This is a genomic window from Roseiconus lacunae (assembly GCF_008312935.1).
Taxonomy (GTDB): Bacteria; Planctomycetota; Planctomycetia; order Pirellulales; family Pirellulaceae; genus Stieleria; species Stieleria lacunae.
Genome location: NZ_VSZO01000006.1, coordinates 12292 through 28035, shown reverse-complemented (window position 1 = coordinate 28035; position 15744 = coordinate 12292). Strand labels below are relative to the sequence as shown.

The 15744-nt window shown below is 51.6% G+C and carries 8 protein-coding genes; 4 read left to right on the top strand and 4 right to left on the bottom strand.

Annotation, left to right across the window (positions count from 1 at the left end; genetic code table 11):
* The first annotated feature begins 12 nt into the window (after window positions 1–12).
* Window positions 13–852 (top strand): phosphoenolpyruvate hydrolase family protein, encoded by an 840-nt coding sequence (locus tag FYC48_RS09985; protein WP_149496568.1) that lies wholly within the window; start codon window positions 13–15, stop codon window positions 850–852.
* Between the two features lie 652 nt (window positions 853–1504).
* Here the strand turns inward: FYC48_RS09985 and FYC48_RS09980 are convergent.
* The 3 genes from FYC48_RS09980 to FYC48_RS09970 all read right to left on the bottom strand — a co-directional run bounded on the left by FYC48_RS09980 (window position 1505) and on the right by FYC48_RS09970 (window position 7722).
* Window positions 1505–2860, bottom strand: a complete 1356-nt coding sequence (locus FYC48_RS09980; protein WP_149496567.1) for a sigma-54-dependent transcriptional regulator — start codon at window positions 2858–2860, stop codon at window positions 1505–1507.
* Between the two features lie 2 nt (window positions 2861–2862).
* A complete protein-coding gene (locus tag FYC48_RS09975; protein ID WP_149496566.1) occupies window positions 2863–6309 on the bottom strand; it encodes an efflux RND transporter permease subunit in 3447 nt (1148 codons plus the stop codon).
* A gap of 168 nt (window positions 6310–6477) precedes the next feature.
* Window positions 6478–7722 carry an efflux RND transporter periplasmic adaptor subunit gene (locus tag FYC48_RS09970; protein ID WP_235034181.1) on the bottom strand — a complete coding sequence of 415 codons (1245 nt, stop codon included), beginning with the start codon at window positions 7720–7722 and terminating at the stop codon, window positions 6478–6480.
* A 733-nt stretch (window positions 7723–8455) separates the two neighbouring features.
* Between FYC48_RS09970 and FYC48_RS09965 the strand changes: the two genes are divergently transcribed.
* The 3 genes from FYC48_RS09965 (at window position 8456) to FYC48_RS09960 (ending at window position 13778) form a co-directional block, all read left to right on the top strand.
* Entirely contained in the window at window positions 8456–9190 is a 735-nt protein-coding gene (locus FYC48_RS09965; protein ID WP_149496565.1) for a LuxR C-terminal-related transcriptional regulator, read from the top strand.
* 950 nt (window positions 9191–10140) lie between these two features.
* Complete coding sequence (locus FYC48_RS27715; RefSeq protein WP_160149437.1) at window positions 10141–10767, top strand: RedB protein; 627 nt, start codon at window positions 10141–10143, stop codon at window positions 10765–10767.
* The gene (locus tag FYC48_RS09960) at window positions 10737–13778 is read left to right on the top strand and encodes a PAS domain S-box protein (RefSeq protein ID WP_149496564.1); all 3042 of its coding nucleotides are present in this window, start codon (window positions 10737–10739) and stop codon (window positions 13776–13778) included. The genes FYC48_RS27715 and FYC48_RS09960 overlap by 31 nt, the downstream gene beginning before the upstream one ends.
* Before the next feature lie 202 nt (window positions 13779–13980).
* Here the strand turns inward: FYC48_RS09960 and FYC48_RS09955 are convergent, their stop codons facing one another.
* Window positions 13981–15696, bottom strand: a complete 1716-nt coding sequence (locus FYC48_RS09955) for an alginate export family protein (protein ID WP_149496563.1) — start codon at window positions 15694–15696, stop codon at window positions 13981–13983.
* Window positions 15697–15744: the final 48 nt, after the last annotated feature.

The window sequence follows — 15744 nt, the reverse complement described above, 5'->3', positions numbered from 1 at the left end:
ACACCGAGTTGTATGCGTCAGAATCGAACCGACATCCTTGATCGTTTGAAAGCGAAAATCGCCGATGGTACCCCGATTATCGGCGGCGGTGCCGGAACGGGAATCACCGCGAAGTGCGAAGAGGCAGGGGGAATCGACTTGATCGTAATCTACAACTCGGGTCGTTTTAGAATGGCCGGACGAGGGTCTCTTTCTGGATTGTTGCCATTCGGGAACGCCAACGACATCGTCAAAGACATGGCGAAAGAGGTGTTAACGGTCGTTCAATCTACGCCCGTGATTGCCGGGGTCTGCGGCGTCGATCCGTTCATGCTGCGAGACCATTTTTTACGTGAGTTGATTGAACTCGGATTTTCCGGAATCCAGAACTTTCCGACGGTTGGTTTGATCGATGGAACTTTCCGTGCCAACTTGGAAGAAACTGGGATGGGATATGACTTGGAAGTCGATTGTGTTGCCGCCGCAAGAAAACTTGAGTTGCTGACAACACCCTACGTCTTTGACCCAGACCAGGCGGTCAAAATGGCCAATGCGGGTGCGGATATTTTGGTCGCTCACATGGGACTGACGACCGGTGGAGCGATCGGCGCCGAGACTGCCAATTCACTCGATGACTGCGTCGAGCGTGTCAACGCAATTGCGGAAGCGGGACGTAGTGTTCGTCGCGATATTTTGGTACTTTGCCATGGCGGTCCGATTTCGATGCCTGAAGACGCAAAGTATATGCTCGAGCGATGCGAGATACACGGCTTCTACGGTGCCAGTTCGATGGAACGACTACCGACCGAAGTGGCCGTTCGTGAGCAAGTGGAATCGTTTGTTGAGCTCAAGCTTCGCCGGACTGGATATTAACGAAATCGCTCGTTTCAATACAAAGCGGCAGACCGTAGCGGATGACATCATGACAATTGTCAATCCAATGCGACAAACCGGAATTCCGCGCAAGATCTGCGACTCGATAGCCAAACGCCAGTCCAATAGACCGGTGTGTTCGCAGGAGAAGTTGGATCATCTCAGAACCCAACTGGGAATTAATCACAACCGATTTATCAGCCGGCAGTGTGCTAGTCGGCAGTGTGCTAAGCAGCTGAGCAAGAATGTTTCGGCTTAAGTCGTTTCACTCTTCCACTGGGCATTGGTATCTACACATCGTTCTTTACCTTCCTGCGAGCGGGAGGGTGTTATCCAGATGCTCAGACCCGAAGACGCGTGTTTACCTGCCAAGCCGCGGGCTCTGCAGTTGTTTTGATTTTGACCAACGAAGCCCGATGCTAGGGAAAGCGATCGATGGCCAGATGTTTGATGCTGAACCACTTGCAGTCTTAGAAGTATGCGGTGGATCGGCGGGAGTTTCGTTCTAGACGTTTATTGCGGTAGGCCTAGAGAAGTGGTCCTTGGTTGGGCTAGAACGGCGTTAACTTGTGTACCAGAATCCGTCCCCAGCTGCGATTGCCTTCGAATCTCATTTCAACGGGCGGCGAGTTTCGATATTGGATTAATTGCTTCAGTAAAGATCGTACTTGTTCATTTTGTAGTGCAGTGTTCGCACGCTGATCTTCAGTGCCTTGGCGGTTAGCTCTCGATGGTGATTGTTAGCAATCAAAGCGTCCTTGATCCCGTTCTTTTCAGCTCGCTCAGTGATCTCGGTTAGTGATTGTGAAACGGAGATTTGTCTACCATCACTGATAAATAGCTCATCCGGCAAGTCGTTTGTTTGGATCACGTCGTGTGCCGAAGTCACTACGATTCGCTCGATCGCGTTTCGCAGTTGACGCACATTACCGGGCCAGCGAGCGCAGACGAGCCGCTTCATCGCGTTTGGCGTGATGGTTTTGCGTGACTGACGATGTCGTTTGCAAAAACAATTCAGGAAGTAATTGACCAACAATGGGATGTCCTCACGACGTGAGCGCAATGGCGGGACGTTAACGTGGACGATCTTCAGTCGGTCGCAAAGATCTTCCCATAACTTGCCGTCATCAGATGCCTGGTAACCAGCACGTTCGGTAGCCAAGATGATCCGAGCATGCGCATGACGCTCAATTTTTCCACCGACGCGCGAGTAACGTCGAGTTTCCAAGACCCGGAATAGATCGAGCTGATTCTCGGTTGCGATCTCTGTGAATTGGTTGAGGAACAACGTCCCGGTCGCAGCCAACTCAAAGTATCCCAAGTTCGATCTAGCTGCACCGGCGGACGGGGAATGTTCTTGACCGAATAGTTCGCATTCCAATAACCCTTCTGGTAATACCTTCAAGTTCAAAGGCACAAACGTTCCTTGGGATCGGATGCTTTGATCATGGATTTTTCTCGCAATCAGCTCTTTACCCGTACCATCTTCGCCGCAAATGATCACCGTCGCGTCCGTCGATGCGAGCTGGCGGATCTGAGTCACCAGCTCTTGCATGGCTCGACTCTGGGCAACAATCCCGCTCATATCACCCGCCGCAGCCATTCTTTCTTTTAGTTCCCGATTTTCAATTCGAAGTCGATGGTGTTCTGCCGCTCGAACGACTTGATGTCGGACCGATTGAAGATTGTTCGCTTGACTATCGATATCGATCGCTCCTCGCCAAGTCGCATCAGCCGGTGACTGAACACCTCCTTGAAGGGTGATCACGATTGGGGGCGTGTTCGATTGCTGCTCTCGTAATAACGCGATAAAGTTTGCACCCCGTTGCTCACCCGGTAGACTGTTGTCGACGATGACCATGTGAAAGTCACCGACGCTAAATTTGTCGGTTCCTTCGTTGATTGACCCGGCCGTATCAATTTTCGCCAACTCGCTCAGTTCTGTTTCCAACGTTTGTCGAATGTCGGGATCGCTATTGACGATCAAGACATGGAAATCTTTGTGCATGGCTAACGAATCCCACCGTTTTGACGTTCAAAGATTTCACTGAGGGGCTCGTCGTGTTCATCACGAATCAACCGTCGTCCGTCTGCGATTGTCGCGAACAAAAAGTACAGTCCCGGTATAACGATCACTCCGACGAGGGTTCCAAGGAGCATCCCACCTACCGCGGTCGTTCCGATCGTACGATTTCCGATTGCACCCGGTCCAGTTGCACGAACCAAAGGAATTAAACCGGCGACAAAGGCGAACGACGTCATCAGAATGGGACGGAAACGCAACTTTCCTCCTTCGATGCCGGCTTCTCCAATGGAAAGCCCTTGCTGGCGTCGCTGAACGGCAAATTCAATAATTAGAATCGCATTCTTTCCCAATAGCCCCACAAGCATCACCAACCCGATCTGGCAATACACATCGTTGGCCAATCCCATTGAGTGAAGTAATAGAAAGGATCCAAAAATCCCGATAGGAAGCGATGCCAGAACGGCGATTGGGATAATAAAGCTCTCGTACTGGCCGACCAGCACCATGTAGACAAAGATCACGACGATCAAGAAAATATAGATTGCGGTGTTTCCGGCATTAGCTTCGTCGTACGCCAGTCCTCGCCAATCGATATCAAATCCGTTCGGCAACGTTTCTGCCGCGACTTCTTTGATCGCGGCGATCGCCTCGCCGCTGCTATAGCCGTTTGCCGGTGCCCCTTGAATAGGTGCGGTCGGATACAAGTTGTAGCGACTGATTTCGTTCAGCCCTTGTTTCTTTTCGATCCTCATGAAGGCCGAATACGGGACCATTTCACCGGTATCGTTCTTGACAAATAGATTGTCAAGGTCTTCCGGATAGCGGCGGAATTGTGGCGCGGCTTGAACATAAACTTTGTAAAACTGACCGAAGCGGACGAAGCCCTGCTCCCACGTACTCCCGATCACGATTGACAAATTGTCCATCGCGTCACGTATTGAAACGCCCTTTTGCATCGCGGCATCATTGTCAATGATAATTTCGTATTGTGGGTAGTTCGCCGCAAAGAACGTAAACAGCCCTTTCAGTTCGGGGCGCTGATTCAACGACTCCATGAAGTTCTCGGTCACCTTGCCTAAAGCGGCATAGTTTCCGCTGTTCGTCTTGTCCAATAGGTTGACAGAGAATCCGCCCGCCGCGCCAAACCCTGGAACCGCCGGCGGTTCAAAGAACTCCAGTTTGACGTTAGCAATCTTCGTTCCTCGTCGTTCCAACTCGTCGATGATCTGTTTGGACGTGAGTTCTCGGTCGGCCCAAGGCTTCAAGTTGATGATACACGTTCCCGCGTTTGACCCTCGTCCTTCGGTGAGTACTTCATAGCCTGCGATCGAGGACACCGAGGTGATCTCTTCAAGTTCGTTACAAATTGTTTGCAGTTCATGACACTTTGCATTGGTGTATTCCAATGTCGATCCAGGAGGCGTTTGTACGATGCCATAAATCATTCCTTGATCTTCGAGGGGGATAAATCCTGTTGGCAACACCTTATTGACAACTAAGATCCCATAGGAAAACAAGGCGATCACCAAGACAGTGACTATTCTTCGGCTGATGATGCATCGAAGTAAGGCCGCATAGCCGCCGGTCACTCTTTCGATACCTTGATCGAACGCATGAAGAAAGACGCCGATCGGACCTCGACACTGAGGCGATCCCGCGTATCCCGAGAACGTGGCCCGCAGCGAGAACGCCGCTAACAATCCGACGATCGCGGCGATGATTTGAACCCTCGCTTCTGAAAGCTCGACCTGCTCGGCGATGACTTCATGAACAATTTCGATGTGCAATAGACACCGTGTCAGCAATGCGATCGCGACACCAAAAAGCGAACACACTCCAGCCCGAACAAGAAATGCGTAGCGACCGGCAAGTCTGTGAAATATTTGATTTAGTCTGGCGACGATCGCAGGCTGGCGGTCCTGATCATGTGGCTTCAAAATCATTGCACACAAGACCGGCGTTAAGGAGAGGGCGACCACTCCGGAGATGACGATTGACATCGCCATCGTGAGTGCGAATTGTCTATAGAAGACACCAACCGGTCCAGTCATGAATGTTACCGGAATAAAAACGGCGGTCATGACCAATGTAATCGCGATGATGGCTCCGCTGATTTCCCGCACTACCTCACGAGTAGCTTGATACGGTCCCAAATGTTTCGAATGCATCTTCTCATGAACCGCTTCGACGACAACGATCGCATCGTCGACGACGACACCAATGGCAAGGACGAGTGCGAATAACGTGATCAGGTTGATCGACATCCCAAACATCAGCATGAAAAAGAATGTGCCGATCAATGAAACCGGGACCGCGATCGTCGGGATGAGTGTGCTACGGAAATCACCGAGGAATAGATAGACGACTAGTGAGACAAGGACAAACGCTTCAAACAGCGTGTGTAATACTTTTTCGATCGATGCGTCCAAAAAATTTGAAACGTCGTAGGTGACGGCGTAGTCCATTCCGGGCGGGAATGATTTCTGTTTGATCTCCTCGACCTTGGCTTTGACTTTCGCAATCACGTCCGCTGCGTTGGATCCTGGGGTCTGCTTGAGGACGATCGCCGCGGCCGGTAAACCGTCGATGTCAGAATAGAGATCATAGAAAGAAGAGCCGAGCGAAATACTGGCGACATCACCAAGTCGTAAAATCTCACCCTCTGAAGACGCACGCAGAATAATTTTTTCGTATTCTTCGGGTGTCTTGTAGCGTCCAACCCAGGTGAGCACATATTCGAGTGTCTGGGAGGTCGAACCTGTCGCTTGGCCGAGCCGTCCGGGAGAGCCGATCATGCTTTGCTCGTCGAGCGCCTTCATAACGTCCTCGGCGTCAACCTTGTATGCCCGCATTCGGTCTAAATCAAGTTCGACGCGCATCGCATACGATCGGTTGCCAAGAATCGAAGCGCGTCCAACTCCGGGTATTCGTTTGATCTCGTTAAGGATATTGACCGTCGCATAGTTATAGAGGTAGTTCTGGTCGACGTTGGGATCCCGACTGAACACATTCACATACATCAACATACTGGTCATATTCTGCATTACGATAATGCCTTCACGTTCAACGATCGGCGGCAGATTGTTTTTGACCATCTGGACACGATTGTTGACGTTCATGACAGCGACATTGGGATCCGTTCCGGGTTCGAATACGATTTGGATTGTGCCTTCACCGGCGCTCGTCGCGTCACCCATCATGTAACGCATGTTTGGAACGCCATTGATGGCTTGTTCCAAAATCACCATCGTTGAATCGATTAGGATCTTTGCACTTGCCCCCGGGTAGGACACCGATACTCGAACGCTTGGCGGCGCGACCGATGGGAACTGCGAGATCGGTAGCACGTTGATCGCCAACCCGCCCATGAACAGAATCAATAGGGAGATGACGATGGCCAATGCAGGACGATGCAAAAACTTCTCGAACATGGTGGTTGGAAACCTTACAAGGCAACGTCGGAAGGAGTGTGGTTTTCCAAGTACGTTGAAGCGAGTTGGAAATAGATAGAGAGCACACCATGTGGTTCGGTTAACAACTTCCCGGTGAGCTAGTGCGACGAGCGTGTGAGGCAGCTCGGACGAGATAACTTCGAAGGGTCACTCGGCGTGAAACTTCAAGTTTGCAAGAATCGCTTCTGGTGGGTGATAGTCATAGGCGATGGTTTCGCCGTCGCGTACTTGTCGGATCCCTTCCACGAGGATTCGATCGTTCGGCATTAGTCCTTTTTCGATCAAGAAGATATCTTCTTGTTCGTCTTCAATGACAATTTCCCGTTGATGAACTACGTTGTCCGGACCAACGACGAACACATACGTTTTCGTTAAAATCTCGAACTTAGATCGTTGTGGGATGACGATCGCATCGGTTTTGGTTCGGTTGATCAGCACCGTTCCCGTTTGACCATGGCGAAGTAAACCGTGCGGATTAGGGAAATCGGCTCGAAAAGCGATGTTGCCAGTTTCATTATCGAAGTCGGCTTCAATCGCACCGATCGACCCTATTTGGTCGAACAGGGTATGATTGGCAAGCTGCAATTGGACCGACAAGCTATTTTGACTTTGTCCATTATTCAGTGCCGTTTGGTATTCAAGATATGCAGATTCTGGCACGTTGAAGTAGACCCACATAACGCTGTTATCGGACATCGTGGTCAACATCGCGCCGTCATCGACAAGACTTCCTTCCTGTTCCTTCAAGCGGTCAACGATGCCATCAAAGGGCGCCTTGATTTCCGCAAAGTTCATTTCTGCCCGAGCCAGCTTGACGTTGGCTTGAGCTTTTCCAAGTTTTGCTTTCGACACTTTTAATTCTTGATTCGAGACAATGTTTTGCTCTACCAGGCTTTGTGTATTATCGAATTCCACTTGTGCCAGTTCAGCTTCCGCTAGGTCGGCTTCGAGTCGCGCCTCGTAGAGCGTCGGCAGAATTCGAAACATCGCTTGCCCTTTAGAAACTCGCTGACCTTCGTTGACTAAGATTTCATTTAGATAACCACCTTCGAGCGCACAAATTTCGATATGTCTCCGTGAGTGAATCTGACAGACGTACGGCTGAGTCAGTGTGACATCTTTGATCAAAGGACTGGTAACAACAATCTTATGTTTCGCGTGGTGAACCTCGCTCGAGAGCGGTTTGACGCCGTGGTCGTCTGAATGGCTTGGAATCGTCGCGCTGGAAGCGTGAATCTCAGTTCCATGTTTGGGTCGCTCAGTCGCTACACCTAACAAGTTGTGAACGGTCTCATTCACATTCCCAACCCCTGTCATCGAAAGCGACCCGACTGCGACGAAAGCGGCAAGTAGCAAATTGGTGCGCATGAACGAAAGTTTCCGGTGTGTCATTGGGGGCTTGGATGGAAGGGACACAGAGGCTTGCGGATTTGACGGTTCCTATTCCGTAAACGGTCGGATCGTTAAGGACCCAACAAAGACGAACGGTGGTTGTCTCTTGAGGGTCACAGGCAGAGCCTTTGTGCTGGCGTTCTGTTCAGGGAGGGACGAAGCGTTCGTATGGCATTCCCTGTGCCAACGCCGCACACGCGGACGCAGATGCGAACGATCGAGCAGCGATTCGCCTGTTGAATCGGTACAAAAAAAGCGGTTTGTGATCGGCGGCGCGTTGCATCACAAAACGATGGCTGCAACTTCTTGCAAGCGTCCGGCAAACTTCTGCAGACTTTTCTGAGAGCGGACCGCGTGAATCCATCGAGAATGCGGCGCGATCTCGGCCTTTTGTTGGCGAAGGATTGCCGAGGGAGGCAAAAGACGACGGCAGATAGATCGCCGACCTTGCGGGCGGTTATTCTGAATCAATTTCCGGGCGAAACTACTGGAAACGAATGGAGGCCGACCCTGGCAATACGTGTGAAATGGCGCGCTGGCTTTACATCGGTCGTCGTTTGATATTGCAAAGGAGCTGTGTGGTGCTGACGGGGAAGATCGGACCCGGAATTTCTGTACAGTAGCGCAATCAAGATTCACCGTTTTTTCATGTTTCGAGTACGGGGTTCGATTGCCCTTCTCGCATTATTTTTCAGCGATGTCATTTTGATCCCACACCGACCCACACGAGCCCATGAGCGGAGCAACCGAAGAGATGCCGACGATCGAACGATTCGGTGCGCCCTACTTTTTTTTCTCCAATGACGTGGACTATCGGATCACCTTTTTGAGTGGTTCGGTAGAGGCGGTGCTGGGGTACCCTGCAGATCAACTGATCGGTCGCCGAATCGTTGATTTCTTGGTTGCCGAACACGAGGCCAATATTGATTTGGCGGTTACGCACGAACAACGATTCAATACCGACGGAAGGCAAAGTCACTTGCGGGCTGTCCGCGACATTCGCGGTGCGGAACGTGTTCTCGCCGTTCAAACGTATGGTGAGAAAAACGAGGCCGGTCGTGTTTACCGGAGTCGCGGGATGGCTCAGGACGTGACCGCTTGGTATCGACACTATCAACGTCTTAGGAAGTCACAATCCGAGCTGGCAAAACGGGTCTCGGAGCTATCACATCGTGATCGCCCTGTGCTCCGCATGATTGCTAAGGGCTATCTCAACAAACAGATTGCGAAAGAACTTCGCGTTTCGATGCGCACGGTTGAAAATCGGAGAAGAAGCATCCTTTTGAAACTCGGGCTCGATCACATGGCAGGTGCGATTGCGATTGAGTCTCATCTGTCGTATGTGACTGACCTTTTGGACTCACTCGAGCATCCACCGAATGTGTTAGTGTCAGCGCATACGCCGTTGCAGGGATCTGATGATGCAGGATCGTTGCAATATCGACGAGATTCCAATCAAGCGATCTGATCCATCGTTCGTAATGCGATGACGAACCCATCTAGGTGGTAACAGAAAACGAAATCGAAAAGCGATCGCTGCCTCAGTCAACACGTTCTGCATTGGGTGTGTCCAGGAATCGAGATGAAGCGGGACAAGTCTCTCAACCTTTGAGAATGAATGTGGATATCCGAAAGTCGCGGAAAATTGTGGTGCTGAATCGCTTTTCTTGAGTTCGTTCTTTCGTTAGAGTCCCGCATCAACGGCGGGGGTATAGTTCGTGGGGCATGAACAACAATGTACCCTCGCCGTTGTTATTTTTGGGGGTGATGGAGAATCGCCGTACGTGTTTGCTTTGTAAGAGGTACGCGCGGTTGTTCTCGCTGTGTGCTGATGTGGACTCAGTGTCCAGGTCATAGGGCCTTCTTCCCTGGTCAGCGCGGGATATTTAACCGACCACCCAGAGACTCCATTGCCCCCGGATGCGCCGTCTCCGGATGCGCCGTCTCCGGATTGTTTGATCATGGCGACTGACTATTTCGCTGAGATTCAGCGTGTCTCTGGGGGCGTTGATCACCAACGGTTGATTGTCTGCTTGCAAGTTTTCGTCGACGCTTGGAATGAGTGCGATTGTCGCTTCAGTCAGAAGCACATTGCAGCTAAAACGAAAACGATTTCGACCTTAGGTGTATCACTTTCGCGGCGCCCGGTGACGAGGTTCCAACTTGTTTGCCTTGTGTCTCTGCCGATCGTCCAACTCGATCATCGAAAGGGAATTTCGGCGTTCGCTTCAGTAACTCCGTCACAGTGGCGTCTTGCCGACGATCGTCGGGTAAACCGTCATCGCATCTGTCTGCATTGTGGCGAGAATTCTCCCTCGTTTCGAATGTCCGTTTGTCGTCGATGGAAGGCGACCTAGGTTTCTCGGTCTTCTCTGAAGCTCAACGGCCCACCCACGCCCCCACTTCTGACCGAATCCTATGAACCACCCCGAATTGTCACCGAAAGATTGGAGTCTAGCGATCTCGCTATGGGGCTGTGCTGTCGTCGGAGTGTGGACATGGTCGACTCAACACGAGTTCTCAGTCAATGCTAAATCGGTGAACGCTGTACCGAGCCGATGGCCAGCCGCGAGTGAAGTCGTCAAATCAGATGATCGCGCCACCTTGATTTTGTTCCTTCATCCCAGGTGCCCTTGTACTCGAGCAACCATCGTTGAATTGGAAAAGACGTTGACCGGTCGAGCGTTGGACGCATCGCAACTTCCAAAATGTTTCGTTGTCGCTTCACTACCGACGGACGCAGACCAGCGTTGGCTAGACAGTCAAACGGTACGCCGCGCTGCAAACCTTCCCAACGCTGAAGTCGTCTGGGATTACGACGGTCATATTTCAAGTTCTTTTGGAGCGATCACGAGTGGAACGGTCATGCTCTATCGAATCGACGGTCACTTGCAATTCTCAGGGGGAGTTACGATCTCGCGTGGCCATGAGGGATCGAGTCTCGGTGCCGATCGATTGCACGCACTTCTGCACCATGACGATCACGGTTCGATGGAATCGACACCTGTTTTTGGATGTCGTCTTTGTTTGGATTCATCTTCCTGAGCGTCGACCAGGATCAAACCGTTTTGGGCAAGTCCAGTCTGTTTACCATGCTAAACCACAACACCGATATTTCGAATCACCGAGACTTGGGGATCAAAGCGGCAGTCCAGGAGAAACTGCGCGCACAATTTCGCGTGATCCACCAGCGCACCGATCGCATGTTTGCCATCCTGATGGTGTTGCAATGGTTCTTCGGAATCGCGGTCGCATTGATCGTTTCTCCGAGAACCTGGGTCGGAGCTCAGAGTGAAATTCACCCTCACGTCATGATGGCGTTGATTGGTGGAGGAATCTTGACTTTATTTCCTGTTGCGATGACCGTGCTCTACCCCGGTCGCCGCGCAACTCGGATCGTGATTGCATGTAGTCAAACGCTGTATTCCTCTTTGCTAATCCATCTCACCGGCGGCCGCATCGAGACTCATTTCCATGTCTTTGGATCGCTGGCATTTTTGGCGGCGTACCGCGATCCCTGGGTCATGTTTCCTTCAACGTTGATCGTCGCGATTGATCATTTTGTCCGTGGCGTTTGGTGGCCCGAATCAGTGTTCGGCGTCGCGACGGCTTCACAATGGCGTTGGCTCGAACATGCCGCATGGGTTGTCTTTGAAGTTGTCTTTTTGTTGGTGATCATCCAACAAAGTATCAGAGAAATGCGCTCGCTGGCACGTCAATCGGTTCTGCTAAACAATGCACTTCGTTCGGCCGAAGCCAGTGACAGACTATTCCGCGAGGGTTTCAATCAAGCGGCAATGGGGATGGCTGTAAAACGCCTCGATGGGGCCTACATTCGTATCAACGATCGGTACTGTGAGATCACCGGATATGGTCGCGAAGAGCTCTTCAAGAAACGATTTCAAGACATCACGCATCCGGACGATGTGCCACTGCATTCGGCCGCGATTACCAAGCTATCCTCGGGTGAGATCTCTAATCTTGAGATTGACAAGCGGTATTTGCATCGACAGGGGCACGAGGTCTGGGTGCGGCTGACGCTCTCGCTCGTACGTGATGAAGAGGGAGCTCCGGACTATCTAATCGCGGCGGCTCAAGACATCACTCAAGAGCGTTTTGCCCAAGATCAGATCGCGAAGTTGTCGTTGGTCGCCAGCAAGACTCGTCACTCGGTTATCATCGCCGGACCCGATCGAAGGATCCAATGGGTCAACGACGGATTCACCAATTTGACTGGGTACACCGCAGAAGAAGCGATCGGATATAGACCAAGCAATTTTCTGCACGGGGCCGATACTGATCAAGCGACGAAGACACTTATTTCTCAACGGCTTCAAGACGAACAGGCCGTGAGTGTCGAAATCCAGAACTATCACAAAGACGGCCACCCCTACTGGATCAATCTTGAGATCGATCCTGTTTTTGACAATCAGGGACACCTGATTCATTTCATTGCGACACAATCAGATATTTCTGAACGTATCCGCCGCGAGAAAGAATTGGAAGAGGCGACCGAGGCAGCACAGGCGGCTAATCGAGCGAAGAGCCAATTCTTGGCAAATATCAGCCATGAAATACGAACGCCATTAAACGGTATACTTGGCTTTACCGAAGTTCTGATCCGAGACCGCGGAAAGATCTCGGCGAATGAGATGGATGAGCACCTGCAAATTATTCGTCGCAGTGGCGAGCACCTCTTGACGTTGATCAACGATGTGCTCGACCTTTCCAAAATCGAAGCCGAGTGTCTTTCTGTTGAATCGATTTCGTGTTCTCCACATCAGGTTTTATCGGACACAGTTTCGGTGCTTCGAGTCGGCGCGATGGAGAAGGGAATCAGCCTCGACTATCGATGGGAATCGGCTGTTCCTGAATTTATCGTTTCAGATCCCTACCGACTAAAGCAGTTGCTCCTCAATCTCGTGGGCAATGCGATCAAATTCACTGACCAAGGTTCGGTCTTGATTGTCGCGAGTCTTGACAAGGCGGCGTCACAACCGGAGTTGATCTTCGAAATTCGAGACACGGGAATCGGTATTCCCCAGGAGAAGCTCGATGCGGTTTTCCAACCGTTCACGCAAGCCGATGATACCGTGACCAGGAAGTATGGTGGGACGGGGCTTGGGCTCTCGATCAGTCAAAAGATCGCCGAATCGCTCGGTGGGAACCTGAGTGTGCGCAGTGAAGTCGGTCGAGGAAGTACCTTCGTCGCACGAATCGCGACTGGCGATTTGTCCCAGGCTGATCGTTATGATTTATCGGATGAGCCACCGGGAGCTGACATTAAGTCGGGACAGCTAAGTGGCTGTGATTTCGATGGAATCTCCGTCCTCGTCGTGGACGACGGGGACACCAACCGAAAACTGATCCGTCTATTGCTTGAACGCCACGGGGCTAAAGTCCGACTTGCCGAAAACGGTCAGGTTGCACTAGATATGGTTGCAAGAAACTCGTTCGACGTTGTTTTGATGGACATGCAAATGCCAGTTCTCGACGGCTACTCTGCATCGACGCGACTTCGTGAACGCGGTTACGATCGGCCGATTATCGCTTTGACCGCACATGCGATGAAAGGTGACCGTGAGAAGTGTGAACGAGCTGGGTGTAGCGGATATCTCGCGAAACCGATCAACGCGGATGAGTTGTATGCGTTGATGACACAGCTTTGCCAAAGGGCGAGCATCGGATTTGATTCGGTGGTCGATCAGCTCATCAACGAACTTAGCGATAATGAGTGTCCGTCGTTCGCTCCGATCAGGTCGCATCTTCCAACGGAAGACCCCGAAGTTTGGGATCTCGTCGACACATTCTTGTCGCGGTTAGAATCAAAATTGGCCGAGATGGATCGCGCTTGGGATGAAGGTGACATGGGGGCACTGTCTGAACTTGCGCATTGGCTAAAAGGTGCCGGAGGTACGGTGGGGTTTGATTGTTTCACCCAGCCTGCGTCAGACCTAGAGGGTGACGCAAATAGCAACTGTCGGACCAATGCTAAGGCGACCATGGGGAAGATTCGTGAACTACAGCGCCGCTGCGTTGTGTCTCCTGAATTGTGAACCTGGCCACGGGGGTTCCCCCGTGGCGCGTGACATTCTTCCGTTGGAAAACGGCAGTGAGGCAGCCAAGTGAAGCGATGCCGTGGTAAGTCGCGCACACTGCCTGCAAGCGATCTCGGTTCGGTTGGCCTTTGCGTCTCTCCCACACAGACAGCTTTTGATCAGTCTCTGCGGACCGCAGACGCGGCAGGAACACACTGGGTTACCATCGCTGTTGGAAGATCAAATACAGTGACTCTGCGTCGGCAGATTGGTTGGCGCCGGCTGTCGACTCTAGAAACCGTCCGCCAAAGAGTTTGTTGTAGCTGACGAGTAGATCTGAATACTTCGTCAGGTGAAAGTTGATCACCAGATCAATTTCGTCTCCAACATCGTTTCCTGATGATCCCGTTACATCACGTCGATAGGGGACTCCACCGGCGTTGTACAATGCATCGCGTTCCTCGGCGAGATAGAATCGATGGTATTGCACCCAAGTGGTGATCCAATTGGAAGGATACAGATAGAGATGGGCATTGAGATCGTGGATATTCTGACGCCCGACCAAATCCATCCATCCTAAGTAGTAGTGTCCGAACGGAAACTGCTGCTGAAATGTATGTGAAGTGGACGAAGTGGGATCATCATCTCCACTCGCGTAGTCGTAGTAGATCCAGAATGTCGGTGAGGCGACGCAGTTTCCAAAGTTTTTGCCAAGTCCCAAAGTTGCCATCGCGGCAGTCAAATCACCTTGATTCTGCTGCCCGAACTGGAATGCGCCTTCGAAGTCCCAGAGCAGACCTTCGTTGCTCCCAGCCCAACGGGATCCAACGGTATGAGTTTGGAAGGGAGACCGATTGATTCCTAAACTTGTGCTCTCATTTTTGTTATCAAAGAATAGATAATACAGGTCGCGGAATTCACCCTTCTTCGGTCGATGTGTGCCCCATAGCCCCGCGAACGTTTGGTTGTCATCGGCACTATCAAATTCAGTTGCTCGGGGAGGGACATATTTCGTCCAGAAGGCATCAAAATCAACTTTGGTACCTTGTCGAAAAACACGAAATCCATCAAAGGAATGTCGCTTATTTGCCCAGGGGAGCGGCGTCACCAGTCGTTGCGATCCGAAAAGCAACTCCTGTCGACCTCCTCGAACGTAGACGGGTTTTCCCGCCAATTCACCAAGGTTGACGTCAACAAAGAGATCGAGAATGTCGCCACGATCAACATCCGGTGGTACCGATGGTAAGTCTTCGCCCCAACTGTCTGCCCACACATACTCTCCGTAAACGCGGAGCGAGTCTCCGTACGCAAAGTCTAAGTATTGCCGGATATGTCCGATCGTGAATTCGTTCGTCGTATCCGTCAAGCGACTGTTATGCTCATGTGCATAGCGAGTCCAAAATTCACCGCCGGTACTTAATAAGAAGCAGTCAGGAAATCGCAACCGCTTCAAGCGTTCAACGACTGTGCGTTCTTGTGCAGGGACAGATTCGACGTATCTCCAATCGGCGTCAAAAAATGGCCATGCGTTGATCGCGAACGGGGCGTACCCAGACTTTGGCGCTGTTTGACGACAGTCACCGATCAGACAATCAATGGCTGAGTAGTATCCTGGACCGTTCGCCGGAATCGGAAAGATCCCAGGGCGTGGCATCTTATGAATTGTTTCCGGATGGTTCTCCCAGTCCAGACAACACCGGTAGGAGCACCCGGGTTGCGAGCACTCCCCAAGTAGTTCACGGGGACCTCCGTCGCAACCAACGTCGTGCGAACAGACGATCGGCGTGTCTAAAAAGGTTGACGTCGCATGGTTGTGGACCGACGCAGCGTCAACAATTTTAGGCGGGGGCTCACTCGCGACACAAAGAGCGGAGTGATCGGCGGCCAGCGCCGCCAGGAAGACCAGCGTCTGTCTTCCGGCACGTTGAATGTGCATTGATAGACCTTCAAAGCAAAACAGTGATGGGACAACGTTTTGCTCAAC

What these genes read in the sequence shown, in the direction of transcription:
- FYC48_RS09985 (WP_149496568.1), top strand. Translation starts at nt 13, where the DNA reads ATGCGTCAGAATCGAACCGACATCCTTGATCGTTTGAAAGCGAAAATC.
- FYC48_RS09980 (WP_149496567.1), bottom strand. Translation starts at nt 2,860, where the DNA reads ATGCACAAAGATTTCCATGTCTTGATCGTCAATAGCGATCCCGACATT.
- FYC48_RS09975 (WP_149496566.1), bottom strand. Translation starts at nt 6,309, where the DNA reads ATGTTCGAGAAGTTTTTGCATCGTCCTGCATTGGCCATCGTCATCTCC.
- FYC48_RS09970 (WP_235034181.1), bottom strand. Translation starts at nt 7,722, where the DNA reads ATGACACACCGGAAACTTTCGTTCATGCGCACCAATTTGCTACTTGCC.
- FYC48_RS09965 (WP_149496565.1), top strand. Translation starts at nt 8,456, where the DNA reads ATGAGCGGAGCAACCGAAGAGATGCCGACGATCGAACGATTCGGTGCG.
- FYC48_RS27715 (WP_160149437.1), top strand. Translation starts at nt 10,141, where the DNA reads ATGAACCACCCCGAATTGTCACCGAAAGATTGGAGTCTAGCGATCTCG.
- FYC48_RS09960 (WP_149496564.1), top strand. Translation starts at nt 10,737, where the DNA reads ATGTCGTCTTTGTTTGGATTCATCTTCCTGAGCGTCGACCAGGATCAA.
- FYC48_RS09955 (WP_149496563.1), bottom strand. Translation starts at nt 15,696, where the DNA reads ATGCACATTCAACGTGCCGGAAGACAGACGCTGGTCTTCCTGGCGGCG.